The following is a 23,182-nucleotide window of genomic DNA, read 5'->3' as shown; positions in this document are numbered from 1 at the left end:
CATGCACACGGCACTGACCATGCCGGCCAAGGCGTACGCACGCCGGCGCAAGCAGCTGATGGAGATGGCCGGCCCCGACGCGATCGTGGTGGTGCCCTCGGCGCACGAGCTGATCCGCAGCCGCGACACCCATTACCCGTTCCGTCAGGACTCCGACCTGAGTTATCTGACCGGTTTCCCCGAGCCCGACGCGGTGCTGGTGCTGGTACCGGGCCGCGCCCACGGCGAAACCTTGCTGTTCTGCCGCGAGCGCGACGCCGATCGCGAAGCCTGGGACGGTCCGCGCTACGGTCCGGAAGGCGCGGTCGAGGCCTTCGGCTTGGACGATGCGTATCCGATCACCGACCTGGACGACATTCTGCCGGGCCTGCTGGAAGGCCGGACCCGGGTCTACTACCACTTCGGCCGCGATGCCGAGTTCGATCTCAAACTGATCGGCTGGCTCAACCGGGTGCGGGCGATGGTGCGCCAAGGCGCGCAACCGCCGCACGAGTTCCTGGAACTGGGCCACCTGCTCGATGAGTTGCGGCTGTTCAAGGACCGCGACGAGCTGCGTTTCATGCAGCGCGCCGCCGACATCAGCGTGCTCGCCCACGAAGCGGCGATGCGCGCGGCGCGGCCGGGCGTGCGCGAGTACGAGCTGCAGGCGCAGATCGAAGGCGTGTTCCGCAGCTTTGATGCCGAGCCGGCCTACGGCAGCATCGTCGGCGCCGGCGCCAACGCCTGCGTGCTGCACTACCGCGCCAACCGCGCGGTCTCGCGCGACGGCGATCTGATCCTGATCGACGCCGGCGCCGAGTACCGTGGTTATGCCGCCGACATCACCCGCACCTTCCCGGTCAACGGCCGTTTCAGCGCCGAACAGCGCGCGCTGCACGATCTGGTCGGCGCCGCGCAGGCCGCGGCATTAGCCCAGGCGCGGCCGGGCGTAGCCTACGAGGCCGGGCATCTGGCCGCCGTGCAGATACTGACCGAAGGCCTGCTGCGGCTGGGGCTGTTGAAGGGCAGGTTGGAGCGCAACCTCGCCGACGGCGAGTACAAACGCTTCTACCGGCACAAGACCGGCCACTGGCTGGGGCTGGACGTGCACGACGTCGGCGAGTACCGGATCGACGGCGACTCGCGTCTGCTCGAGCCGGGCATGGTGTTCACCATCGAGCCGGGCCTGTACGTGTCCGCTGATGACGCTTCGGTGGATCCGAAATGGCGCGGCATCGGCATTCGCACCGAGGACGATGTGGCGATCACCAAGGACGGCCACGAGGTGCTGACGCAGCGGCTGGCGCGCAGCGCCGATGAGATCGAAGCGTTGATGGCGCAGCGGCAGGCGGCTTGAGCTGTTGCTGTTGTTATTCCCCCCGTTTTCAAAGGGGGGAACAGCAACAGCCCGAAATCCCGCCTCACCCGGGCCCCAACCGCTCCAACACGAATTCGATGAACCGGCTGAGCTTGGGCAGCGGCTGGCGATCGCGCGGATACAGCAGATGCACCGGGCGCGGCGGCGGCAGGTCGTTCTCGAACAATCGCACCAGGCGGCCGGCGGCGATGTCGTCGGCCAACAACACTTCCGGTTGCAGCACGATTCCGCATCCGTCCAGCGCCGCGCGCCGCAGCGCCTCGCCGTGGTTGGAGGCGAACCGGCCGCTCAGGCGCAGCGGCTCGGCGCCGACGCTGTCGAAGCGCCAGCCCGCGTCGCGATTCCACAGCAGGTGATTGAGGCAACTGTGATCGGCCAGTTCGCGTGGATCGCGCGGTGTGCCGCGTTCGCGCAGGTACTCGGGCGAGGCGCAGACGATCATCCGGTACGGCCGCAACGGCCGCGCGATGAGATGGTCGGAATCCGACAGCGGTCCGATCCGGATCGCCGCGTCGAAGGCTTCCGCGATCAGGTCGGACATGCGGTCGGCCAGCACCAGATCGACCGAGACCTCGGGATAGGCGCGCAGAAACCGGGTGATGACCGGCGCGACCGCGGCGGCGCCGAGGGTGAACGGCGCGGTCACCCGCAGATGACCGCTCGGCCGCGAATCGTCGCGTAGGCGCTCGGCCACGGTTTCGGCGCGGCGCACTTGCTCCAGCACCTGCCGCGCGTCTTCCAGAAACGCTTCGCCGACCTCGGTCAGCCGCTGCTTGCGCGTATCGCGCTGCAGCAGCCGCGCGCCCAGATGTTCTTCCAACTGGCGGATGTGCTTGCCGACCATCACCGCCGACAACTGCTGGGCCTGCGCCGCGGCGGCGAAACTGCCGGTGTCGGCCACCGCGACGAACACGGCCATGCTGCGCAATTTGTCCAAGTGGGCTAACCCAGGGTTAGGGGTGCGCGAAATCCTAGCGCATTCACCGTGCACGCCCCGGCGCGCAGACTGGGCGCCTGACTTCTCAACCCGGAATGCCTCCATGAAGATCCTGCTCGTCGGCGCCAGCGGCACCCTCGGCCGCGCTATCGCCGATACCCTCAAAGACCACCAAGTCCTCGCCGCCGGCCGCAGCAGCGCCGACTATCCGGTCGACATCACCGACGATGCCAGCGTCGAGGCGCTGTTCGGCAAGACCGGCAAGCTCGATGCGATCGTCTCGGCCGCCGGCGTGTTGCACTTCGGCCCGCTGGAATCGATGCGTCCGGCCGATTTCGCCGTCGGTTTGAACGACAAGCTGCTCGGCCAGGTGCGTTTGGCCCTGCTGGGCCAGCACCATCTCAACGACGGCGGTTCGATCACCCTGACCACCGGCATCGTTTCGGAAGAACCGATCCGCGCCGGCGCCAACGCCAGCGCGGTCAATCGGGCGATCGAAGGCTTCGTCCAGGGCGCGGCGTTCGAACTCAAGCGCGATCTGCGCATCAACGCGGTCAGCCCGAACGTGCTGACCGAATCGTGGGAAGCATACGGCCCGTTCTTCCCCGGTTTCGAACCGGTCACCGCCGCGCGCGCGGCGCTGGCGTATCGGCGCAGCGTGGAAGGCATCCAGAACGGGCGCGTGTTCAAGGTCTGGTGATCGCGCAGGCCGCGTCGATCGCGATTCATGTCGCGATTCGTGCGGCCTCGCTCAAGGCGCATCTGGCAGGCGCAGCGAGGCCTGCCCGAGCACGTAGCGCCAGCCGTGCGCGGTGCGCACGTAGGTGTCGCTGTACCAGAGCCGGTACTCGAACGGAACGCCGTCGGTTTTGCCTTTGAGCCACAACAACGCGGTGACCACGCCGGTGTCGTCCCACACGCGCACGCTGCGTTCGCTGGCGTCCTGACGTTCGTAGACAGTCCGCGCCTCGCGCGCCTCCGTCAGCAGCACGGCCTTGTCGCTGACCTGGCCGCGGCCGCTGATCAGCACGAAGTCGTCGTGGAGAATGCGCGCCATGGCGTCGGCATCGTTGCTCTTGACCGCGGCCTGATAACGGATGTCGAGCGCTTGGAGTGCGGCGATATCGTCGCGCCGTTCCGCCGCGGCAACGAGCGGCGATGCGAGCCAGACGACGCAGATCAGGCCGATAAGAACGAGTGACGGGCGCATGGCAGGTTCCTGGCGAATGAGCATCAGCCTAGAACCTGTGCACGCACGCTGCTCGCCGGAATCGGACAAGGTCATCGCGACGGCCCACGACAAAGCCCCCTCCCGCAAGGAGGCAATGACAAAAGCCCTCTCCCGCTGGCGGGGTGAGGGGCCGCGCTTGTGAGCCATTGGCTCGCGCGGCACCGAACGCCCGAGCGCTATGCGCTCGGGCCGGGGTTGGGGGTGAGGGCACGCGGGGCTGCCCGTTCGCGCCGTCAATTCCCGCTGTTTCGACGATTCAACCCGGTAGCGCGCGCTGCAGGATCGCCTTCGCGCTGCCATGCTCGATCGGCGCGGAGGTGTGCTCGTGGACGATCTTCCAATCGCCGTCGCGTCGCGCCAGCCCGAGGCTGATGCGGTTATTCAACGAGCGCAGCCGTTCCCCGGAGGCGGAGAAAGCGGTGTAGCTCAGGATGGCGTGGCCGAACGCCAAGTCCTCGCTGAGGGTGCTGTCGGCCTGGTCGATGCCGACCACAACGGTCTCATCGCCGAGCGAACCGAACCAGCCTTGCACCATCGCCCGCCAGGGCCCGATGCCGCGCATCGACCAGTCGCTCCACATGTCGAAGATGTGCACGTCTTCGTGGTAAAGCAAGACCAGGGCTTCGACATCCTTGGCCAGTACCGCGGCCGCGTAGGCTTGCAGCGTGTGCAGGACGGGATCGTGCGCGTCGGTCATGCGGGTGCTCCGGTGAGTGGACGGACGTATCGTTGTTTTCGGCGACGTTCGGCGCGAATGCGCAGCGGGTTGAGTGTGCTGCATTGCGCGCGAGCGTCGCTCACAGGTGTTTCGGCACCCGCGCCTGCAGCAACGCCACCAGCGCCGGCGCCATGTAGTCGTAGTCGTCGGGAATATCCAGGCAGACCACGCGCTTGCCGCGCAGTTGCGGTTTGAATTTGTGCTGCAGCTTGCTGCGCTGCGTTTTTTCCATGACGAAGATCAGCTCGGCCCACTCGACCAGGTCCGCGCCGAGCGGTTGCTCGGCGTCGTGATTCAAACCGGCCGATGCCACGTCCATATCGTCGCGACCGGCGAACACCTGTTCGGCCGTGGGGCTGCGCAGCTTGTTCTGGCTGCAGACGAACAGGACGCGGCGCATGCGGTCGTCAGCCCGTCGCGGCGAATTCATCGCGAGTCAGATTGATCGGCGCGCCCTCGCTGCAGACCACGTCATCCTCGATGCGGATGCCGCCGAACGGGCGGAACTCGTCGATGCGCCGCCAATCGACGCTGTCGGCGTGTTCGCCCTGACGCAGGCCGTCGAGCAGCAGATCGACGAAGTACAGCCCCGGTTCGATCGTCACCGCCATGCCCGCTTCCAGCACGCGGGTCAGGCGCAGATACGGGTGGCCGGCCGGCTTGTCGATGCGCCCGCCGCGATCGGATGCGGCGAAGCCGGCGACCTCGTGCACCTGCAGACCGATGCCGTGGCCGATGCCGTGCGGGAAGAACACGCCGCTGACGCCGGTGTCCACCGCCGCTTCCGGCGAAATCCGCAGCACGCCGAAGTCCTTGAGAATGCCGGCCAGCGCCAGATGCGCATCGAGATGGATGCGCTTGTAGTCGGTGCCGACGCGGACTTGATCGCACATCTTGCGTTGCGCGGCGTCGACCGCGTCGATCAATGCCTGGAACTCGCCGCCGCGGTCGGCGGCATACGTTCGGGTGATGTCGCAGGCGTAGCCGTGATGGCTGCCGCCGGCGTCGATCAGGAAACTGCGCGATTGCGCCGGCGCCTCCCGGTCGAGTTCCATGTAATGCAGCACCGCGCCGTTCTGGTTGAGCGCGATGATGTTGCCGTACGGCAGTTCATGGGCGTCCTGGCGCGCGGCGGCGCAGTAGGCCAGATGGATGTCGAACTCGCTCAGGCCGGCGCGGAACGCGGCTTCGGCGGCGCGGTGCGCGCGCACGCCCTTGACGGTGGCTTCGCGCATCATCGCCACTTCGTAGGACGTCTTGTAGGCGCGGTGGTATTCCAGGTAATCGATCACCGCCTGTGGATTGTTGGGCACGAACGTTGCCAACGCGCTCTGCGGCTCGCCGAGGATCGCGCAACGCGCGGCGTCCTTGGGCAGATGCGCCAGCGCCTCTTCCGGCTTGCGGATCACCACCACGTCGAAATGATCGACCCACCAGCCGCTCGGCGCCTGCGGCACCACATGCCAGTAGTCGAACGGCTGCAGATAAATCAGCTTGGGCCGATGTCCCGGCGTGGCGACGAGCCAACTGCCCGGATTGCGGGTCAGCGGTACCCAGGCCTTGAACTGCGGGTTGACCGCGTAGGGATAGTCGCGATCGTCGAAGACCTGGTAATGCAAGCTGCCGCTGGGCACGACCAGATGGTCGAAACCGCCGCGCGCCAGCGCCTGCTCGGTGCGGCGGTGCAGCTCGGCGATGTGCTGCGCGTACAAGGCCTCGATGGTGTGGGGCGCGTGGGCGGACGGATCGGCGTTGCGGGCGGGGGCGTTCATGCGGGCGGGCCTGGAGGGAACCGGGCTATTTTGCCGGATTCGGTGCGGGAGATATTTGCCGGTGTAGGGCCTGCGTTGGTTGACCCTGGCATGGGCGGCGCGGCTGCGAGCCATCGTGGCGGTGGTTGCGGGCGCACAGGCAGCCGAAGCCGGTTGCCCTGCACGCCGCCCGCATCAGCCCCTGTAGGAGCGGCGCGAGCCGCGACCGCGCCAATTCAGCAACGTCGAAAAGTCCGCGATCGATCCGGTGTCGCGATCGCAGCTTGCGCAGCTCCCGCAGTCGGTTCTCGAAGCGAGCAGGATTACTCGGCGCCCGCCTCGGGCGAATCCAGCCATTGCCGCAAATGCAGCATGCCGTCCTCGGGCATGGCGATGAAGCGGAAACCGGTCCAGGTCTGGCCGGGCACACTGGCGCGGTCCTGCCACAGCAGGTGGGCGCCGACTTCGATCGGCGAGGTGTGCTGCGGCGCGTCGCGCAGGTGAAAGCGCAGCTGATACAGCGCGTCGTCGACCAGCGGCGCGCTGGCGATCAGCATCAGGCCGCTCTCGGACAGGTTGCCCAGGTGGCCGATGACCGTCTCGGTCATGGTGTCGACCACCTGCACCGTCTCGACGATGCGGCGCCGGCGAGTGCGGCGGAATTCTTCGTTCATGCCGGCGTTCCGTCGCCGTGCGCGCCGCCGAAGCCGCGCAGCACGTCCAGGGCCGAGTGCCAGGCGCGATCGACCAGGCGATGACGCTCGTGATCGACCACCCGCGCCTGCCCGCGCGCCATCATCCGCGCCAGGCTGTCCAGCGATTGCTCGCCCACGCGCTGGCCGCGCTGATTGACGAACAAGGCGTTGTCGGTGACCGGGCTGAACCAGGACAAGCGGCGCCGCACGGCGTCGCCTTGCTGGTTCTGCACGAATTCGAACCAGGTACCGAACGGCAGCGTGCGGATGCGTTCCCAGCATTGCTGCTCATGCGCGTCGCGCGCGGTCGGCGAGGGGCGGACCGCGGCCGGGCTGTCCTCGCCCAGGCGCGTGCGCTGGCGCAGCTTCATCGCCAGTTCGGTGCGCGAGGCGGCTTCTTCGGCCAGCGCCGGGCCGATTGTGAGCTGGCGCGAAATCGCGCGGGCGTCGTCGGCGTGATAGCCGACCAGGGTCAGCGCGTGCTCGATATCGGCGTCCAGACCGCGCGGCGCGTCGGTGCTCGGGCCGTTCTGGTTGGCCACGACGATCTGCCGGGTGGTTTCCAACTGCCGCTTCCATGCGTCGGATTGTTCGCCGTGGCGCAACAAGGTCAGGGTCAGCACGTCGGCCCAGGCCTGGCTCAGCAAGGTCTGCACGAAGCGCGGCAGGCGCTGATCGGCGGTATGGACGTCCAGCGCTTCGAACGCGCGGCGCTTGGCCAGTTCGAGCTTTTCCTTGCCGCGTGCGGCTTCCACGTGCCTGCGTTCGGTGACCTCGGCCTTGCGCGCCAGCGACTGCAAATGCTCCTGCAGGCGCTGGTTGGCCGAGTCGAACGCGTCCGGGCTGCCGCGGTAGTGCTCGATCACGTGATCGACCGCCTGACGCAGCGGCTCGTGCAGTTGCGGATCCACGTCTTCGGTCGGGGTCCAGCGCGCGCCGGCTTCGGCGACGGTGTTGAGCAGTTGCAGCGCCGGGTGGCCGTCGCCGGCGAGCAGGGTGCGGTCTTGCAAGGCGGTATGCAGCAGCGGCGCCTGCAGGCGGTTGAGCAAGGTCGAGATCACCGCGTCGCCGCGCAGGCGTTGGTCAATTTCGTCGAACAGCAGGTCCAGCAGGTCGAACACGTCGCTGTCTTCGCGCGACAGCGCGCCCGCGTTCGAGGCGTCGGCCGAGCGGACGCGCGCGATCAGGGTTTGGCGCAGGTCGGCGATCTTGCGCAGCGGCTGCGGCCCGCGCGGGCTTTCGTCATTGAGCTGGTTGAGGCCGCGCAGCAGCTCGGCGGTGTCCAGCGGTGCCGCCGCCGCGCTGGTGGGCGCGACGCGCGGGCGCAGTTTTTCGAGCAGTTCGCGGCGTTCGGCCAGCCAATGCTGCAAGGTGGTGAAATCCGGTGTCGGGGTCGCCGCGTCGGCCGCGGCCTGGCCGGACCAGGCGGTGTGCGGGCGCGCAGCGGTCCGCTCGCTGGGCTTGGCGCCGGCCTTGGCAGACCCGCGCGCGGTTTTGGCCGGCTCCGCTTCGGCAGGTTCCGCTTCGGCCGGCTCCGGCGATTGCGCGGTCGGGCGCGCGCGCAGCGGCACGAAGGACAGGCTCGGCAGCACGTTCTCGCGCGCCAGCAGGGCGTTCATCGATTCGACCAACGCCGCGTAGCCCAGCATCACGTGCTGGTCGAACACCCGGTACAGGTCCAGCCGCGATTCCTGGTTGATCTGCAGCGGCTGGCAGGCCTCGGCGAAGCTGCGGATCAGCCGTTGCGGGCCGACCGGCAGGCGCTCGCTGTCGAAGGCCGGCGCCCCGGCGAGCACGCCGAAGCGCTGGCCGAGCAGCAACAGACCCAGGCCGGCGCGCGATTCATGACGGCTGGCGATGCCGCGCAGCACGGTGGTTTCGTCGACTTCGCTGTCGTCGACCAACCGAAGTTCCCGAAAAGCAGGCGCTGCGCCGGCAACTGGATGCGCAATCCCAGCCGCCCCCGACCCCTTCGCCCCAGCCGCCCCCGTCCCCGTCCCCCGCAACCGTGTCAACGCCTCTTCCAATCCCAGCAGATAGCGCGGAATCAGATCCGACCGGCGCAACCGCACCAGCCGCAGCGTTTCCAGATAGCCCGACTGCAGCCCGGGATTGCGCGCCTGATCGGCCTGACGGAACAGCTGTTGCTCGAATTCGGCCAGCATCCGCTCCAATTGCGGCGCCATCTCGTCGCTGACCAGCGCATAGAGCTGCTCGAGCAGGCGGCGTACGCGGCGTGGCAAGGCGGCCGTGGCCAAAGTGGCCCGCGGCGCGGAGTCCAGAGGGTCGAACGTGACGGACATGGGATTTGCGTGCTGACGACCGCGAGATATAACCACGCCTCCCCGGCGCAGGCCAGTCCGGGACCCCGGAGCGGCGGTTGCAGCCGATGGGAGGCGGCCATTGGCGAATACGTTTCTCGGCGAGGGCAACGGCCAAGTCCGCAGTCTCGCCACTGCGCCGTGGCGGAACCGTGATTCCCGGCCCAGTGGCGGGACGCGCCGCCTACTCGGCCAGGAACAGCCCGACTACGTCGTTGGTGAAGCGCCGGCCCAGTTCGGTCGGCCGGACCCGGTCGCCGTCGCGTTCCAGCCAACCGGCGTGGTAGGCCGATTGCAACTGCGCGGCGATCGACTCGCGCGGCAGTCCCGTGCACGACTCGAACGAATCCAGCGAGAACCCTTCCACCAGCCGCAATACATTGAGCATGTATTCGAACGGCCGCCGCTGCGGCGCGATGCGGTCGTCGCCGCCGATCGCCGCGGCGGTCCCGGCCTGGGCCAGGTAGTGGGTCGGGTGCTTGAGCTTCCAGCGCCGCAGGATGTCCTGCTCGGCGCCCAGGGTGATCTTGCCGTGCGCGCCCGCGCCGATACCCAGGTAGTCGCCATAGCGCCAGTAATTGAGATTGTGCTGGCAACGCCGGCCTTCGCGCGCGTAGGCGCTGACCTCGTACTGGCCGTAGCCGTGTTCGGCCAACAGCACCTGGCAGTGCTCCTGGATGTCCCAGGCGCCGTCCTCGTCGGGAATGCCTTGCGGCGGCCGCGCGGCGAACACGGTGTTGGGTTCCAGGGTCAGCTGGTAATGCGAGATGTGGGTCGGATCGAGCGCGAACGCGCGCCGCAGATCGTCTTCGGCCATCGCCAGGGTCTGGCCGGGCAGGGCGTACATCAGGTCCAGATTGAAATTGTCGAAGCCGGCGTCCTGCGCCAGCTTGACCGCGGCCACCGCCTCGCCGCTGTCGTGGATCCGCCCCAGCCGTTTCAGGCAGCCGTCGTCGAAGCTCTGGATGCCGAAGCTCAGCCGGTTCACCCCGGCGGCCTTGTACAGCTCGAAGCGGCCGTGCTCGGCCGTGCCCGGGTTGGTTTCCAAGGTGATCTCGCAGCCCGGCGCGAAGCGCAGGCGCGCGCTGGCGCCTTGCAGGAAGCGGTCGATGAACTCCGGCGGAAACAGGCTGGGCGTGCCGCCGCCGAAGAACACGCTGTGCACGGTGCGGCCCCAGACCAGCGGCAGGTCGTGTTCCAGGTCGGCGATCAGAGCGTCGACATAGGCGTCGAACGGCAGCGCGCCGCGGCCTTCGTGCGAGTTGAAGTCGCAGTACGGACATTTGCGCACGCACCAGGGCAGGTGCACGTACAGCGACAGCGGCGGGGTGGTCAGGGCAGGGGTCAACAGCGCGGGCCGGGCGCCAGGGCCCGGTATCGGTCGGAGGGAAGGCCGATAGCTTACCGGTCGGGACCGGTCGCCGCTGCGGGAGGCGTCAGCGGTCCAGCGCGGCGCCGTAGCGCCGGGCCGACAGCAGGGCGCGCAGATTGGCGTCCAGGCCGACGTCCGGACGGGCCTGGACGACCAGGCGGATGATGGTCGCCAACGGCTCGGCGCGGCCGTCGCCGGACATATCGCCGTCGAACAGGGTCACCGTGGTCCAGGCGCGGTGCGCGGACGGAGCCAGGCGCAGCTCCAGGGTCGAAGTCAGGCGCATCCGCCCGTCCTTGGCCCGGTGCAGCGACATGCCGACCACTTCGCGCGGCTCGAAGGCGCGCTGGCGATGGCCGCTGGTGATGTTGGCGTAGCGGATCAGCGCGCCCGCCGAGCTGCCGCCGGCCAGCGCGTCCAGACTGACCCGCTGCACCGCGGCCCAGGCGACCAACCCGATCAGGGCCGCCATCAGCCCCAGCGCCAATTGGATCTCGGTGTTGAAACTGTTGCTGCCCGCGCTCAGGCCGTCCCGGCGGATCCAGATCGCGATCGGCATCGCCAGCAGATACAGCACCGCGACCAGCAGCACGGTATGCCCGCCGGTGCGGAAAGCGCGGCGCGGCGGCGCGGCGGCGCGCAGCATGCGGTTCATCGCGCCAGCTCCTGCATCCGCCCGCGCAAGGCAGCCAACGCGCGGGCGCGATGGCTGACCCGATTCTTCAGCGCGTCGTCGATTTCGCCGGCCGATACCTGATGCTCGGTGTCGAAGAACACCGGCTGATAACCGAAGCCGCGATCGCCCTGGCGCCGATGCAGGATACGGCCGTGCCAGAGGCCTTCGGCGATGATCGGACGCGGATCGCCGGCGTGGCGAAGCAGCACGATCACCGCGTAGAAATGCGCGACGCGCTGTTCATCGGGTACGTCCTTGAGCGCGCTCAGCAGCTTGTCGATATTGGCCTGCGCATCGCCGTGGCGTCCGGCGTAGCGTGCCGAGTACAGGCCCGGCGCGCCGCCCAGCGCATCCACGCAGATGCCCGAGTCGTCGGCCAGCGCCGGCAGTCCGGTCGCCGCGGAGGCGTGACGCGCCTTCAGCAGCGCGTTCTCGACGAACGTGCTGCCGGTTTCTTCCGCGTCTTCGACCCCCAAGTCGGTTTGCGCCACCAGTTCGATGCCGGTGTCGCTGAGCAGGTCGCGCAGCTCCACCAGTTTCCCGGCGTTGCTGCTGGCCAGCACTAATCTCATGCTTTGAGTTCCAGCAAGTCCCAACGATTACCGTACAGGTCTTCAAAAACGGCGACCGTGCCGTAGGTCTCGACGCGTGGAGATTCCAGAAAGCGCACCCCGTGTTCGAGCATGCGGGCGTGATCGCGATGGAAGTCGTCGGTGTGCAGAAAGAAGCCGACGCGGCCGCCGGTTTGATCGCCGATACGGGCGCGTTGCGGCTCGTTCGCCGCTTGCGCCAACAACAGCGCGGTCTGCGCGCCGTCGGCCGGCGCGACTCGCACCCAGCGCTTGCCGCCGCCCTGGTCGATGTCTTCCAGCAAGGCGAAACCCAGGGTCTGGGTGTAGTAAGCGATGGCTTGGTCGTAATCGGCGACGACCAGGGTGATGCTGCCGATGCTGCGATTCATAGGGATTCTCGTGCGGGAACGCGCCGACATGCAGGTGGCGGGCGCGTTCGGAAGCGGATTCGTTCGCAAGCCGCGAAGCCGCGCGGCTTCGCACCAGCGATGCCGGGACGAGGGGAGGTCCAGCGACACGCGACAATGATCGCGCATGCCGCGAGAAGTTCAGAGCGCGGCGCGAAATCTGCGACGTATTGCGCGGATGTGAGCGCGCGCGATGGCGCTGGGAGGTGTGCGCAAGTTGTGGCTTCGTCGAGTCGAGCCTGAAGGCTGCTCACGAAAGCGGGTGCGAATGCGCGGACAGCAAAGGCTTGAGCCCGGCTGTCATCGATAGCAATGGCGGTGCGCGCAACTTGCGGCGACCGCGTATCCGAATGGTTTATCGATTCGCTGGCGGACGCCATGACACGGCAGTCGCGGTTTCGAGTCGGGCCTGAAGGCCCTCCCACAAAAGTGCGTGCGATTGCGCTCAGGCTCTGCAACCGCGGCCGCGAATGCGCTCTTGTGGGAGGGTCTTCAGGCCCGACGGCCACCGGTCGCGATGTTGATCGGCGCGATCGACGAATCCACGCACCAGCGAATCGATGCCGCGGATCGATTCGTTGGCAAACGCCCTGACACGGTAGTTGCGGTTTCGAGTCGGGCCTGAAGGCCCTCCCACAAAAGTGCGTGCGATTGCGCTCAGGCTCTACAACCGCGGCCGCGAATGCGCTCTTGTGGGAGGGTCTTCAGGCCCGACGGGCGCCGGTCGCGATGTTGATCGGCGCGATCGGCGAATCCGCGCAACAGCGAACCGATGCCGCGCATCGATCCACCCGCGAACGCCTGAGGGTTAAACCGCCAACGCCTCGCGCTGCTTGAGCACCAACTGCGCGATCCCGGCCTCGGCCAGTGCCAGCAGTCCGTCGAGTTCCTCGCGCCGGAACGCGTGGCCTTCGGCCGTGCCTTGCAACTCGATGAAGCCGCCGCCGTCGTTCATGACCACGTTCATGTCGGTATCGCAGTCGCTGTCCTCGGCGTAGTCCAGGTCCAGCACCGGCACGCCGCGGTAGACGCCCACCGAGACCGCCGCGACCGCGCCGAAGATCGGATCGCGGGTGATTTCGCGTCGCGCCTGCAGCCAGCGCACCGCCTCGACCAGGGCCACGTAGGCGCCGGTGATCGCCGCGGTGCGGGTGCCGCCGTCGGCCTGCAGCACGTCGCAGTCCAGGGTGATGGTGCGTTCGCCCAGCGCCTTGCGGTCGATGCAGGCGCGCAGGGCGCGGCCGATCAGACGCTGGATTTCCAGGGTGCGGCCGCCCTGTTTGCCGCGCGCGGCCTCGCGGTCGCTGCGGGTGTGGGTGGCGCGCGGCAGCATGCCGTACTCTGCGGTGACCCAGCCTTCGCCCTTGCCGCGCAGGAAGCCGGGCACCTTGTTTTCGACGCTGGCGGTGCACAGCACCCGGGTCTGGCCGAAGCTGACCAGCACCGAACCCTCGGCGTGGCGGGTGTATCCGCGCTGGATCGTGACTTCGCGCATCTGGTCGGCGACGCGGCCGCTGGGACGGCTGACGGGTCCGGCCGGAGCCTGATGGGGTGCGGCGATGGGACCGGTCATAGCTCGGCGTTACCGTTTTGAGGGCCGGCGAGTTTACCATTGCGTCCCTGTAGGCTCGGGATTGCCGAATGATTCGCAGCATGACCGCCTTCGCCAGCGGCGAACGCGCCACACCCTGGGGCACGCTCGCTTGCGAGTTGCGCTCGGTCAACCATCGTTTTCTGGAGCTGGGCGTGCGCCTGGCCGACGAGTTGCGGGTGCTGGAACCGGCGCTGCGCGAGCGGGTCGGCGCCCGAATCAGCCGCGGCAAGCTCGACCTGACCTTGCGCCTGCGCCCGCCGGAAGGCGGCGACGCGCTGCAGCTCAACCCGACCCGGCTGCGCGAGCTCAGCGATCTGGCGATCGATCTGTCGGCGCGGTTCCCGGCGCTGCGCACCGAATTCACCGATCTGCTGCAGTTCCCCGGCGTGCTGCAGGCCCCGGCGACCGATCCGGCCGCGCTACAGGCCGAAGCCCTGGCGCTGCTGGACAGCGTGCTCGGCGAGTTCGTGATTTCGCGCGAACGCGAAGGCGGCAAGCTCGCCACGGTGATCGGCGAGCGCGTGGACGGCATCGCCCGGATCGCCGACGACGTGCGCGCAATGATGCCGGCCATCCGCGTCGGTCAGCGCACCAAGCTGGAGGCGCGGCTGGCCGATCTGGCCCAGCCGGCCGACAACGGCCGCATCGAGCAGGAACTGGTGATGTGGCTGCAGAAGCTCGACGTGGACGAAGAACTCGACCGCCTCGACGCGCACGTCGCCGAAGCGCGGCGCGTGCTCAAGCTGCGCGAGGCGGTCGGCCGCCGCCTGGATTTCCTGTTGCAGGAGTTCAATCGCGAAGCCAATACCCTGGGTTCCAAATCGGTCGACGCGCGCAGCTCGGCGGCGGCGGTGGAGCTCAAGGTGCTGATCGATCAGGTCCGCGAGCAGATTCAGAACATCGAGTAACGCGGTACTTTCAAGCCCTCTCCCGCGTGCGGGAGTAGGGTTGGGTGAGGGTACGCGAACAGCTTGTTCGCGTCGCATTCCAGTCCTCTCATCCGCTCTCCAGGCACCTTTTCCCGCCAGCGGGACAAGGGCACAGCAACAGGATTTATAGAAACCTACATGCGCGGAACCCTCTACATCGTCGCCGCTCCCTCCGGAGCCGGAAAATCCAGCATCGTCAACGCGGTGCTCGCGCGCGATCCGAACATCCGCCTGTCGATTTCGTTCACCTCGCGCCAGCCGCGTCCGGGCGAGCGGCATGCAGAGCATTACCACTTCGTCAGCGCGGAAGAATTCGAAGCGATGGTCGAGGCCGGCGATTTCTTCGAGCACGCGCGGGTGCACGGCGATTGGAAGGGCTCGGCGCGCCAGTCGGTGGAGCCGTTCCTGTCGACCAGCAAGGACGTGTTGCTGGAAATCGACTGGCAGGGCGCGCGGCAAGTGCGGTCCAAGGTGCCAGACGCGGTCAGCGTGTTCATCCTGCCGCCCTCGCGTCAGGCGCTGGAGTCGCGCATGCGCTCGCGCGGCCAGGACAGCGAAGCGGTGATCGGCCAGCGCCTGGCTGCCGCGCGCGAGGAGATGTCGCACTACGGCGAGTTCGATTACGTCATCGTCAACGAGATCTTCGATACCGCCGTCGACGAGATGTGCGCGATCTTCCTGGCCAGCCGCCTGCGCCGCGAACCGCAGGTCGCGCGCCATTCGCGCCTGATTACGGCGCTGCTGGCTGACGAAGGCTGATCTGGCCGGCGAGGGCGTGGCTCGATGTCCGACTGAAGGAGCGGCGCAAGCCGCGACCAACCGCAGAGACGTACGTGAGCGCCTTTCCACGAAGCCCAGATACGGCGAACGCTCTAAAGAGTCGAATTGCCGATTACCAGTACTCCGGACACCTCCGCTTACGCACGCCGCTGCGGTTGGTCGCGGCTCGCGCCGCTCCTACAGGGTCTACCCGTTTGATTTGTAAGGATTAATGCCCGAAATCCTTGCTTTTCGAGCGCAGTCCGCCTAGACTTCCCGGTCCCCATCCGCTTGTAAAGACGGCCGCACCGGCCGCAGGAGCCCCATGGCCCGCATCACCGTCGAAGATTGCCTGGAAGTGGTCGATAACCGCTTCGAACTCGTCATGCTGGCCGCCAAGCGCGCGCGTCAGCTGGCCAACGGCGTCGAGCCGCAGCTGGACAACAGCGAAGCCAACGACAAGCCGACCGTGCTGGCGCTGCGCGAAATCGCCGCGCGTCAGGTCAACCCCGAGTACATCGACGCGGTCGAGAAGGCCGAGCGCGAGCGCAAGGAACGCGAAGCCCTGGAATGGGCCGCGGCCGAAGTGGTCGCCGACGACGACCTGTCCAAGGGCGACGACTGAGATTCCCGGCCCCGCGCTGGCGCGCGGGCGATCCGGCATACCGAAACGGCTCCGCCTCGGCGGGGCCGTTTTCGTTTGCGCGCACCGGCTTCCTGTTGCGCCCAGTCTCTTGTAGCGGGCGGAGGTCTATTGTGGGAGGGGCTTCAGCCCCGACGCTTTTCGTCCCAGATGGCAAGGCATCCGCGGACCTGATCGAAAAACGTCGGGGCTGAAGCCCCTCCCACAAAAAACCTCCGGGCTGCCGGATAGGGGTCGACTTGCAAACCGGCTTGCACCAGCGCAGTTCGGGCGACCTCACCGCATCGGGATTCGCCGGCCGCGCGCGCTCCCAGCCTGAACCGGACAGCCGCCCAAGTGCGCAAGCCGTGACGGCGTGCTTGCGCGGACCTGAGCCGCCGCCACATTCAAATTACGTAATGCGTTGCGCCGTGCGCCACCGCACGCGTAAATTTCCGTTATGACACCCGCCGAGCCCGTGCTGAACACCTATCCTGCCGCTCCCGACGATACGGAGCTGCCGGACTACGTGCGCGAGCTCGAGCGCGCCGCGCACTACCTGCCCGAAACCCAGCGCCTGCTGCTGCGCCGCGCCTGGGCCGTGGGTGCGGCCGCGCATGCGGGACAGACGCGCAAGTCGGGCGAGCCCTACATCACCCATCCGGTCGCGGTGGCCAAGGTGCTCGCCGATCAGGGGCTGGACGTGGAAACCCTGGTCGCGGCGATCCTGCACGACACCATCGAGGACACGCCGCTCACCCGCGAATGTCTGGCCACCGAATTCGGCCCCACCGTCGCCGAACTGGTCGACGGCGTCACCAAGCTCGACAAGCTGCAGTTCCGCGATCGCCAGGAAGCGGCCGCGGAAAGCTTCCGCAAGATGCTGCTGGCGATGGCGCGCGACCTGCGCGTGATCCTGATCAAGCTCGCCGACCGCCTGCACAACATGCGCACCCTCGGCGCGCAGAGCGCGGAGGCGCGCGAACGCATCGCCCGCGAGACCCTGGAGATCTACGCGCCGATCGCCCAACGCCTGGGCATGAACCTGATCAAGGCCGAACTGCAAGACCTGGGTTTCCGCGCGCTGCATCCGTGGCGCCACGCGGTGATCGAAAAACGCATCCGCACCCAGCCGGTGGTGCGGCGCGAGTCGCTGGTGCAGATCGAAGCGCATCTGGCCCAGCGGCTGGCCAAGGAGAAGCTTCAACACCGCTTGATCAGCCGGGTGAAATCGCCGTGGAGCATCTACACCAAGATGCACAACGAGCATAAGAGCTTCACCCAGGTGATGGACGTGTTCGGTTTCCGTGTCGTGGTCAAGAGCGTGCCCGACTGCTATCACGCTCTCGGCGTGGTGCATTCGGCGTACAAGCCATTGGATTCGCGCTTCCGCGATTTCATCGCGATCCCGAAGGCCAACGGCTATCAGTCGCTGCACACGGTATTGTTCGGTCCTTACGGCTCGCCGGTGGAAGTGCAGATCCGCACCGAGGACATGGACCTGATCGCCGAACGCGGCATCGCCGCGCACTGGTCCTACAAGCACGGCGGCGAAGGCCCCAACAGCGCCCAGTCGCGCGCGCACAGCTGGATCGCCAGTCTGGTCGAATCGCAGCGCGCGACCGGTTCGTCGCTGGAATTCCTGGAGAACGTCAAGGTCGACCTGTTCCCGGACGAGGTCTACCTGTTCACGCCCAAGGGCGACATCATGTCGCTGCCGCGCAATTCCACCGCGCTCGACTTCGCCTACGCCGTGCACACCGACGTCGGCAATCGCGCGGTCGCCGCGCGCGTCGACGGCAAGCTGGTGCCGCTGCGCACCAAGCTCGCCAGCGGCCAGCGCGTGGAGATCATCACCGCCAAGTCGTCCACGCCCAAGCCGCAGTGGCTGGAGTTCGTGGTCTCGGGCAAGGCGCGCACCTCGATCCGGCAACAGCTCAAGCAGCTCGAGCACGAAGACGCGGTGCAGCTCGGTCACCGCATGCTCGACCGCGCGCTGGAAGCGCTGGAGAAATCGCTCGACCGTATTCCGGTGCAACGCCTGGATGCGTATCTGGCCGAGAACCGTTACCCGCGCCTGGAAGCGCTGCTGGCCGACATCGCGCTCGGCAACCGCATGCCCAATCAGGTCGCGCTGGCCTTGGCGCGCGAAGCGCCGGGCAAGAGCCGCGGGCGCGCGATCGACCGGCCGCGCCTGCCCGAGGACAAGATCCTGATCACCGGCGCCGAGCGCGGCGTGATCAGTTTCGCCAACTGCTGCCTGCCGTTGCCGGGCGACGAGATCATGGGGTACCACACGGCCGGCAAGGGCATCGTGGTGCATCGCATGGACTGCCCGAACCTGGCCGACTACCGCAAGTCGCCCGACCGTTGGGTAGCGATCGGCTGGGATCGCCAGGTCTCCGGCGATTTCGCCGCGGCGTTGCGCATCGAAGTGGATAACCGTCCCGGCTCGTTGGCCCAGGTGGCCGCAGCGATCGCCGAAGCCGAATCCAACATCGACCGGGTCGAGTACCTGGAGCGCGACGCCAACATCGCGATCATGCGTTTCGCCATCGAAGTGCATGACCGCAAGCACCTGGCCGACGTGATGCGGCGCGTGCGCCGGTTGGCGGTGGTGCTGGGCGTGCAGCGGATGTGAGGTTGGAGCGGGGAATGAGGGGGATAGGGAATGGTGGGGTTTCCAGCTCTGATCGATTCCGTTCGCTTCGATCGCCTCAGCTTTGTTCGTAGCCGCTCGTAGGGGCGTTGCGGAGGGGGCTTTTGTGGGAGGGGCTTCAGCCCCGACGCTTTTCGCTCAAATCGCCTGGAACTTCATCGCGATCGGAACGAAAAGCGTCGGAGCTGAAGCCCCTCCCACAAGAGCAAAAAGCGTCCAGACTTGCGCTGAACCGGGTCGCGAAACACCGCCCTCGCGGTTCTGCTCGACCCGTCGAAGCTTTAGGATTCGCCCAGTCCCCACGAACCTGGAAGCCCCAATGTCCCGCGAAATCATCCACACCGACCAAGCCCCGGCCGCGATCGGCCCGTACTCGCAAGCCGTGCGCGTCGGCGACACCGTCTACCTGTCGGGCCAGATCGCGCTGGATCCGTCCAGCGGCCTGGTCGTGGAGGGCGACATCGAAGCCCAGGCGCACCGCGCCTTCCGCAACCTGCAGGCGGTCTGCGAAGCCGGCGGCGGCTCGCTGGCCGACATCGTGCGGCTGGGCCTGTATCTCACCGACCTGGGCGCGTTCGGCAAGGTCAACGCGGTGATGGGCGAGTACTTCAACCCGCCGTATCCGGCCCGTTCGACCGTGGAAGTCTCGGCGCTGCCGCGCGGCGTGGCGTTCGAAGTCGATGCGGTGATGGTGCTGCGCTGAGTTCGCTCGCGCTCGCACACATTCGGGTTCCGTAACTTCGTAATCTATTGTGGGAGGGAGCTTCAGCCCCGACGCTTTTTCGCTCAAATCGCCTGAGCCCTCACCGCGATCGGAGCGAAAAGCGTCGGGGCTGAAGCCCCTCCCATATAAGCCATCTGACTGCGGACTCTCAGCGCTCGCGCGCCATCTCCGCCCACAGCCGCTCGCGCAACGCGCGCGGCGTCTCGCCGGTCAGGCGCTTGAACGCGCGGCGGAAATCGCGCGGATCCTTGTAGCCGATCGCCGCGCCGACGCTGGCGATGGTCGGGCCGCGTTCGCGCAGCAACGCGTAGGCGCGGTCGATGCGCAGCCGGTCGTGGAGTTCGTGGAAGCTGGCGCCTTCGCCGGTCAGCTGGCGGCGCAAGGTGCGCTCGCTGACGTGCAGTTGCGCGGCGATGCCGGCCAACTTGGGATCCTGCGGCAGTTGCGCCCGCAGCAAGCGTTCCACCGACGCGGTCACCTCGCCGGGTACCGGTCCCAGCGGCATCTGCGCCTCGCATAAGGCCAGCACCTGCTTGGACGCGATCGGGTTGTGGGTCGGCAAGGGCACCGCCAGCCAACTCGCGTCGAGCACCAGGCGATCCTGCGGCTGATCGAAGGCGATTGGGCAATCGAACACCTCCTGGTAGCTCGCGCGGTACTCCGGCGCCGGATAGCTGAACTCCAGACGCAACGGGCGCAGCTGTTCGCCGACCAATCCGCGCGCCAAGGCCAGGCAACTGCTGAAGAACTCTTCGGTCACGAAGCGATGGATCGACGGAAACACCAGGGTCATCTGCCCGGCCAGGGCCAGCGTGCCGACCTCCGACGCGCTCTCGACGAAACGCATCAGGCTGCCCACCACCGGAGTGAAGCGCAGGCCGATCTGCAGCGCTTCGCCGAAGGTCGCCGCAGTGGTCATGGCCAGGCCGAGCAGGCCGAAGTTGCCGACGTGCTGGTTGCGGCCCAGGTCCAGGCCGATACTCGGCGGCAGCACCTTGAGCGCGCGCTCGATCACCACCGCGGTCGGGCGGTCGGGCAGGCGCACGCCCGGGTCGCCGATCTGGGCGCGGCTCAGCCCGGTGCCGACGAACCAGTCGTCGCTGGGCGCGCCGATCCGGTCCGCGGTCTCAAGCAAGCCCCACAGCAGGTTAGGCGACATCAAGGCGATGTCGGCTCTGGCGCTGACGTTGTCCGGGTCGGATGGCTGGCGCATCATCCCTCACGATACTTGGCCGCACGGTTGACCGCTAATGCCCCCTTAGTGTGCCGCATTCGCCCTCACACGCGCTCACTCCGTCGACCCAGACTCAACGCTCAGCCACCCGGACCGCCGCTGCGCGCGCTCGGGACGCCAACCACCCGGGGAGAGTCATGAGCCAGCCGAGTCGCGCCTGCGTCAGCGCCTCCGTCATCGCCGCCGCTGTCGCCCTCGCGGCCGCCGGCTGCGGTCCCGAGCAAGCCCAGCACACGCCGACCGCGCAGGTCGCCGTCGGCGACGCCGGGTTCGCCGACGCCTTCCGCACCAAGCTGCTCGACGCCAAGCCCGGCGATGTGATCGAGGTGCCGGCCGGCCGCTACAGCTTCGACCGCAGCCTGACCCTGCGCGTGGACGGGGTGACCATCCGCGGCGCCGGCCCGGACAAATCGGTGTTGAGCTTCAAAGGCCAGAAGGCCGGCGCGGAAGGTCTGTTGGTCAACGCCAGCGGGTTCACCCTGGAAAACATCGCCATCGAGGACAGCAAGGGCGACGGCCTGAAGGTCAACGAAGGCGATCACATCACCATCCGCAACGTGCGGGTGGAGTGGACCGGCGGGCCCAGCACCCAGAACGGCGCCTATGGCCTGTACCCGGTCAAGACCCGCAACGTGCTGATCGAGAACTCGGTGGCGATCGGCGCGTCCGACGCCGGCATTTACGTCGGCCAGTCGCGCGACGTGATCGTGCGCAACAGCCGCGCCGAATTCAACGTCGCCGGCATCGAGATCGAGAACACCGTCAACGCCGACGTCTACGACAACGTCGCCACCAACAATACCGGCGGCATCCTGGTGTTCAACATGCCGGCGCTGTCGCAGCAGGGCGGCGCGATCCGGGTGTTCAAGAACAAGGTGTTCAAGAACAACACCGCGAACTTCGGCGCCAAGGGCACGCCGGTGGCCAGCGTGCCGGCGGGCAGCGGCGTGGTGGTGAACTCCAACGACGATGTCGAGATCTTCGACAACGACATCAGCGACAACGCCACCACCAACATCATCGTCTCCAGCGTCTATTCCACAGGGTACAAGGACGACAAGGCGGCGCAGGATTTCGATCCCTATCCCGAGCGGATTTCGATCTACGGCAATCGCTTGAAGGGCGGCGGCGATTCGCCCGACGGCCTGGACCTGGAAGCGCTCAAGACCGCGATTTACGGCCTGAGCGGCCATTTCCCCGACGTGCTGTGGGACGGTTACGCCAATGCGGCGCTCAAGACCGGTCCGCAGATCTGCATCCGCGACGTGTCCGGCGTGGTCAACGCCGACGGACCGGGCGGCTACAAGAATCCCAGCCAGGACACCAAGCCCTATGCTTGCGATCTGCCGAAGCTGCCGGCGATCGATCTCAAGCGCGGTTGATCGGTGCGTCCAGCCACGATGCGTTACGTCGTCGTCCTGATCGTATCCCTGCTGGCCGCCGGTTGCGGAAAACAAGCGGCCGATCCTGTTGCGCCGACATCGACCTCGACCTCGACGGCGCCGGCGCAGCCGGCGCTGGCCGCCGATGCGCCGTGGAAAGCGGTGCATTTCTTCGCCGACGGCCAACCCGATGATCTGGCCGAGTGGAATGTGTTGCGCGTGGCCGGAGGCCGCCTGCAACTCAACGCCGATGTGCTGCCTTACGATCTGAACACAGCGCTGTTCTCCGACTACGCGCACAAGCTGCGCACGGTGTGGATGCCCAAGGGGCAAGGCGCGCGTTATCAGGCCGAGCAGGCTTTCGACTTCCCGATCGGTACGGTGCTCAGCAAGACATTTTATTACCCGCGCGGCCAGGGCGAGGCGGTGCTGCGCAGCGCCGACGACGGCGCGGACCTGAGCGGCGGCGGCCTGGATTTGAGCCGGGTGCGGCTGATCGAAACGCGGCTGCTGCTGCGCCGCGACAGCGGCTGGGTGGCCTTGCCGTATGTCTGGAACGCGGAACAGACCCGGGCCCGGTTGATGCGCGGCGGCGAACTGATCTCGCTGGACTTGGTCGGCGGCGATGGCAAGCGCGAAACCGCCGATTATCAGGTGCCCGATCAGAATCAATGCGCGGGTTGCCACGGTACCGATATGAAGACCAAGGCCTTGCACCCGCTCGGGCCCAAGGCGCGCCATCTCAATCGGGATTTCGCTTACGCCGACGGACTGTCCAATCAGATCGCGCGCTGGACTCGCGCCGGCTATCTGCAGGGCGCGCCGCAGCCGCAGGCCGCGCCGCGCGACGCCAACTGGCGCGATGCCGCCGCGCCCTTGGAGGCGCGCGCCCGCGCCTATCTGGACATCAACTGCGGCCATTGCCACAGCCCGACAGGCCCCGGCAACACGTCGGGATTGTGGCTGGACGCGGCGACGCGCGAACCGATGCGGCTGGGCCGATGCAAGCGGCCGATCGCCGCGGGCAAGGGCACCGGCGATTTGCGTCACGACGTGGTGCCGGGCAAGCCGGACGAGTCGATCCTGACCTTCCGCATGCTCAGCGACGACCCGTCGGTGATGATGCCGGAACTGGGCCGCAGCGTGGTCCACGAAGAAGGAGTAAAACTGATCCGCGATTGGATCGCCGCGCAACGGGGGGGGTGCGAGTGAATACCGCATCGCGACGATGCCGCGAAGTCT

The 23,182-nt window shown here is 67.5% G+C and carries 22 protein-coding genes and 1 pseudogene; 10 read left to right on the top strand and 13 right to left on the bottom strand.

The window, feature by feature from the left end; genetic code table 11:
* Position 1: 1 nt before the first annotated feature.
* Positions 2-1,336 (top strand): aminopeptidase P N-terminal domain-containing protein, encoded by a 1,335-nt coding sequence (locus ACTOWJ_RS19740; protein WP_441336322.1) that lies wholly within the window; start codon positions 2-4, stop codon positions 1,334-1,336.
* A gap of 64 nt (positions 1,337-1,400) precedes the next feature.
* Here the strand turns inward: ACTOWJ_RS19740 and ACTOWJ_RS19735 are convergent, their stop codons facing one another.
* Positions 1,401-2,294, bottom strand: a complete 894-nt coding sequence (locus ACTOWJ_RS19735; RefSeq protein ID WP_441336321.1) for a LysR substrate-binding domain-containing protein — start codon at positions 2,292-2,294, stop codon at positions 1,401-1,403.
* 103 nt (positions 2,295-2,397) lie between these two features.
* Between ACTOWJ_RS19735 and ACTOWJ_RS19730 the strand changes: the two genes are divergently transcribed.
* Entirely contained in the window at positions 2,398-2,994 is a 597-nt protein-coding gene (locus ACTOWJ_RS19730) for a short chain dehydrogenase (protein ID WP_441336320.1), read from the top strand.
* Positions 2,995-3,045: 51 nt separating this feature from the next.
* On the opposite strand, the gene ACTOWJ_RS19725 is transcribed toward ACTOWJ_RS19730, so the two are convergent.
* The 11 genes from ACTOWJ_RS19725 to rph all read right to left on the bottom strand — a co-directional run bounded on the left by ACTOWJ_RS19725 (position 3,046) and on the right by rph (position 13,610).
* Entirely contained in the window at positions 3,046-3,504 is a 459-nt protein-coding gene (locus ACTOWJ_RS19725) for a nuclear transport factor 2 family protein (protein WP_441336319.1), read from the bottom strand.
* 277 nt (positions 3,505-3,781) lie between these two features.
* The gene (locus ACTOWJ_RS19720) at positions 3,782-4,222 is read right to left on the bottom strand and encodes a YybH family protein (RefSeq protein WP_441336318.1); all 441 of its coding nucleotides are present in this window, start codon (positions 4,220-4,222) and stop codon (positions 3,782-3,784) included.
* Positions 4,223-4,322: 100 nt separating this feature from the next.
* Positions 4,323-4,643 (bottom strand): low molecular weight protein tyrosine phosphatase family protein, encoded by a 321-nt coding sequence (locus ACTOWJ_RS19715; protein ID WP_441336317.1) that lies wholly within the window; start codon positions 4,641-4,643, stop codon positions 4,323-4,325.
* 7 nt (positions 4,644-4,650) lie between these two features.
* Entirely contained in the window at positions 4,651-6,015 is a 1,365-nt protein-coding gene (pepQ, locus tag ACTOWJ_RS19710; protein ID WP_441336316.1) for a Xaa-Pro dipeptidase, read from the bottom strand.
* 302 nt (positions 6,016-6,317) lie between these two features.
* Positions 6,318-6,668, bottom strand: a complete 351-nt coding sequence (locus tag ACTOWJ_RS19705; protein ID WP_441336315.1) for a PilZ domain-containing protein — start codon at positions 6,666-6,668, stop codon at positions 6,318-6,320.
* Positions 6,665-8,992, bottom strand: a complete 2,328-nt coding sequence (locus ACTOWJ_RS19700; RefSeq protein ID WP_441336314.1) for a DUF1631 family protein — start codon at positions 8,990-8,992, stop codon at positions 6,665-6,667. Before ACTOWJ_RS19700 ends, ACTOWJ_RS19705 begins: the two co-directional genes overlap by 4 nt.
* 202 nt (positions 8,993-9,194) lie before the next feature.
* Complete coding sequence (hemW, locus tag ACTOWJ_RS19695) at positions 9,195-10,358, bottom strand: radical SAM family heme chaperone HemW (RefSeq protein ID WP_441336313.1); 1,164 nt, start codon at positions 10,356-10,358, stop codon at positions 9,195-9,197.
* Positions 10,359-10,446: 88 nt separating this feature from the next.
* On the bottom strand, positions 10,447-11,037 hold the full coding sequence (locus ACTOWJ_RS19690; RefSeq protein ID WP_441336312.1) for a hypothetical protein: 591 nt from the start codon (positions 11,035-11,037) through the stop codon (positions 10,447-10,449).
* Positions 11,034-11,630 carry an RdgB/HAM1 family non-canonical purine NTP pyrophosphatase gene (rdgB, locus tag ACTOWJ_RS19685; protein ID WP_441336311.1) on the bottom strand — a complete coding sequence of 199 codons (597 nt, stop codon included), beginning with the start codon at positions 11,628-11,630 and terminating at the stop codon, positions 11,034-11,036. Before rdgB ends, ACTOWJ_RS19690 begins: the two co-directional genes overlap by 4 nt.
* Entirely contained in the window at positions 11,627-12,019 is a 393-nt protein-coding gene (locus ACTOWJ_RS19680) for a VOC family protein (RefSeq protein WP_441336310.1), read from the bottom strand. Before ACTOWJ_RS19680 ends, rdgB begins: the two co-directional genes overlap by 4 nt.
* A gap of 826 nt (positions 12,020-12,845) precedes the next feature.
* Positions 12,846-13,610: a ribonuclease PH gene (gene rph / locus ACTOWJ_RS19675; protein ID WP_441336309.1), complete on the bottom strand. Its 765-nt coding sequence runs from the start codon at positions 13,608-13,610 to the stop codon at positions 12,846-12,848.
* A 68-nt stretch (positions 13,611-13,678) separates the two neighbouring features.
* Between rph and ACTOWJ_RS19670 the strand changes: the two genes are divergently transcribed.
* The 6 genes and pseudogenes from ACTOWJ_RS19670 to ACTOWJ_RS19645 all read left to right on the top strand — a co-directional run bounded on the left by ACTOWJ_RS19670 (position 13,679) and on the right by ACTOWJ_RS19645 (position 19,303).
* Positions 13,679-14,539, top strand: a complete 861-nt coding sequence (locus ACTOWJ_RS19670) for a YicC/YloC family endoribonuclease (protein WP_441336308.1) — start codon at positions 13,679-13,681, stop codon at positions 14,537-14,539.
* A 159-nt stretch (positions 14,540-14,698) separates the two neighbouring features.
* Positions 14,699-15,319 carry a guanylate kinase gene (gene gmk / locus ACTOWJ_RS19665; protein ID WP_441336307.1) on the top strand — a complete coding sequence of 207 codons (621 nt, stop codon included), beginning with the start codon at positions 14,699-14,701 and terminating at the stop codon, positions 15,317-15,319.
* A 325-nt stretch (positions 15,320-15,644) separates the two neighbouring features.
* Positions 15,645-15,944, top strand: coding sequence for a DNA-directed RNA polymerase subunit omega (rpoZ, locus tag ACTOWJ_RS19660; protein ID WP_036108756.1), 300 nt, complete (start codon positions 15,645-15,647; stop codon positions 15,942-15,944).
* A gap of 475 nt (positions 15,945-16,419) precedes the next feature.
* Positions 16,420-18,582 (top strand): RelA/SpoT family protein, encoded by a 2,163-nt coding sequence (locus ACTOWJ_RS19655; protein WP_441336306.1) that lies wholly within the window; start codon positions 16,420-16,422, stop codon positions 18,580-18,582.
* Positions 18,583-18,706: 124 nt separating this feature from the next.
* Positions 18,707-18,802 (top strand): annotated as a pseudogene (locus tag ACTOWJ_RS19650) (DUF6053 domain-containing protein); the annotation flags it as partial.
* Positions 18,803-18,919: 117 nt separating this feature from the next.
* Complete coding sequence (locus ACTOWJ_RS19645; RefSeq protein ID WP_441336339.1) at positions 18,920-19,303, top strand: RidA family protein; 384 nt, start codon at positions 18,920-18,922, stop codon at positions 19,301-19,303.
* A 169-nt stretch (positions 19,304-19,472) separates the two neighbouring features.
* Here ACTOWJ_RS19645 and ACTOWJ_RS19640 read toward each other — a convergent pair whose 3' ends face one another.
* Positions 19,473-20,537, bottom strand: a complete 1,065-nt coding sequence (locus tag ACTOWJ_RS19640) for an AraC family transcriptional regulator (RefSeq protein ID WP_441336305.1) — start codon at positions 20,535-20,537, stop codon at positions 19,473-19,475.
* Between the two features lie 158 nt (positions 20,538-20,695).
* On the opposite strand from ACTOWJ_RS19640, the gene ACTOWJ_RS19635 reads away from it, so the two are divergent.
* Positions 20,696-21,940 carry a parallel beta-helix domain-containing protein gene (locus ACTOWJ_RS19635; protein ID WP_441336304.1) on the top strand — a complete coding sequence of 415 codons (1,245 nt, stop codon included), beginning with the start codon at positions 20,696-20,698 and terminating at the stop codon, positions 21,938-21,940.
* 18 nt (positions 21,941-21,958) lie between these two features.
* Entirely contained in the window at positions 21,959-23,152 is a 1,194-nt protein-coding gene (locus ACTOWJ_RS19630; RefSeq protein ID WP_441336303.1) for an SO2930 family diheme c-type cytochrome, read from the top strand.
* Positions 23,153-23,182: the final 30 nt, after the last annotated feature.

This window comes from Lysobacter sp. CA199 (genome assembly GCF_052078715.1).
Lineage (GTDB): Bacteria > Pseudomonadota > Gammaproteobacteria > Xanthomonadales > Xanthomonadaceae > Lysobacter.
The sequence above is the reverse complement of the archived record's forward strand: the minus strand, read 5'-3'. Positions and strand labels throughout refer to the sequence as shown.

Coding starts and splice junctions, on each gene's coding strand:
- rph (WP_441336309.1), bottom strand. CDS start 13,610: ATGACCGGTCCCATCGCCGCACCCCATCAGGCTCCGGCCGGACCCGTC.
- ACTOWJ_RS19670 (WP_441336308.1), top strand. CDS start 13,679: ATGATTCGCAGCATGACCGCCTTCGCCAGCGGCGAACGCGCCACACCC.
- ACTOWJ_RS19645 (WP_441336339.1), top strand. CDS start 18,920: ATGTCCCGCGAAATCATCCACACCGACCAAGCCCCGGCCGCGATCGGC.
- pepQ (WP_441336316.1), bottom strand. CDS start 6,015: ATGAACGCCCCCGCCCGCAACGCCGATCCGTCCGCCCACGCGCCCCAC.
- ACTOWJ_RS19705 (WP_441336315.1), bottom strand. CDS start 6,668: ATGAACGAAGAATTCCGCCGCACTCGCCGGCGCCGCATCGTCGAGACG.
- ACTOWJ_RS19640 (WP_441336305.1), bottom strand. CDS start 20,537: ATGCGCCAGCCATCCGACCCGGACAACGTCAGCGCCAGAGCCGACATC.
- ACTOWJ_RS19680 (WP_441336310.1), bottom strand. CDS start 12,019: ATGAATCGCAGCATCGGCAGCATCACCCTGGTCGTCGCCGATTACGAC.
- rpoZ (WP_036108756.1), top strand. CDS start 15,645: ATGGCCCGCATCACCGTCGAAGATTGCCTGGAAGTGGTCGATAACCGC.
- ACTOWJ_RS19690 (WP_441336312.1), bottom strand. CDS start 11,037: ATGAACCGCATGCTGCGCGCCGCCGCGCCGCCGCGCCGCGCTTTCCGC.
- ACTOWJ_RS19630 (WP_441336303.1), top strand. CDS start 21,959: ATGCGTTACGTCGTCGTCCTGATCGTATCCCTGCTGGCCGCCGGTTGC.
- rdgB (WP_441336311.1), bottom strand. CDS start 11,630: ATGAGATTAGTGCTGGCCAGCAGCAACGCCGGGAAACTGGTGGAGCTG.
- ACTOWJ_RS19740 (WP_441336322.1), top strand. CDS start 2: ATGCACACGGCACTGACCATGCCGGCCAAGGCGTACGCACGCCGGCGC.
- ACTOWJ_RS19720 (WP_441336318.1), bottom strand. CDS start 4,222: ATGACCGACGCGCACGATCCCGTCCTGCACACGCTGCAAGCCTACGCG.
- gmk (WP_441336307.1), top strand. CDS start 14,699: ATGCGCGGAACCCTCTACATCGTCGCCGCTCCCTCCGGAGCCGGAAAA.
- ACTOWJ_RS19730 (WP_441336320.1), top strand. CDS start 2,398: ATGAAGATCCTGCTCGTCGGCGCCAGCGGCACCCTCGGCCGCGCTATC.
- ACTOWJ_RS19715 (WP_441336317.1), bottom strand. CDS start 4,643: ATGCGCCGCGTCCTGTTCGTCTGCAGCCAGAACAAGCTGCGCAGCCCC.
- ACTOWJ_RS19635 (WP_441336304.1), top strand. CDS start 20,696: ATGAGCCAGCCGAGTCGCGCCTGCGTCAGCGCCTCCGTCATCGCCGCC.
- ACTOWJ_RS19700 (WP_441336314.1), bottom strand. CDS start 8,992: ATGTCCGTCACGTTCGACCCTCTGGACTCCGCGCCGCGGGCCACTTTG.
- ACTOWJ_RS19725 (WP_441336319.1), bottom strand. CDS start 3,504: ATGCGCCCGTCACTCGTTCTTATCGGCCTGATCTGCGTCGTCTGGCTC.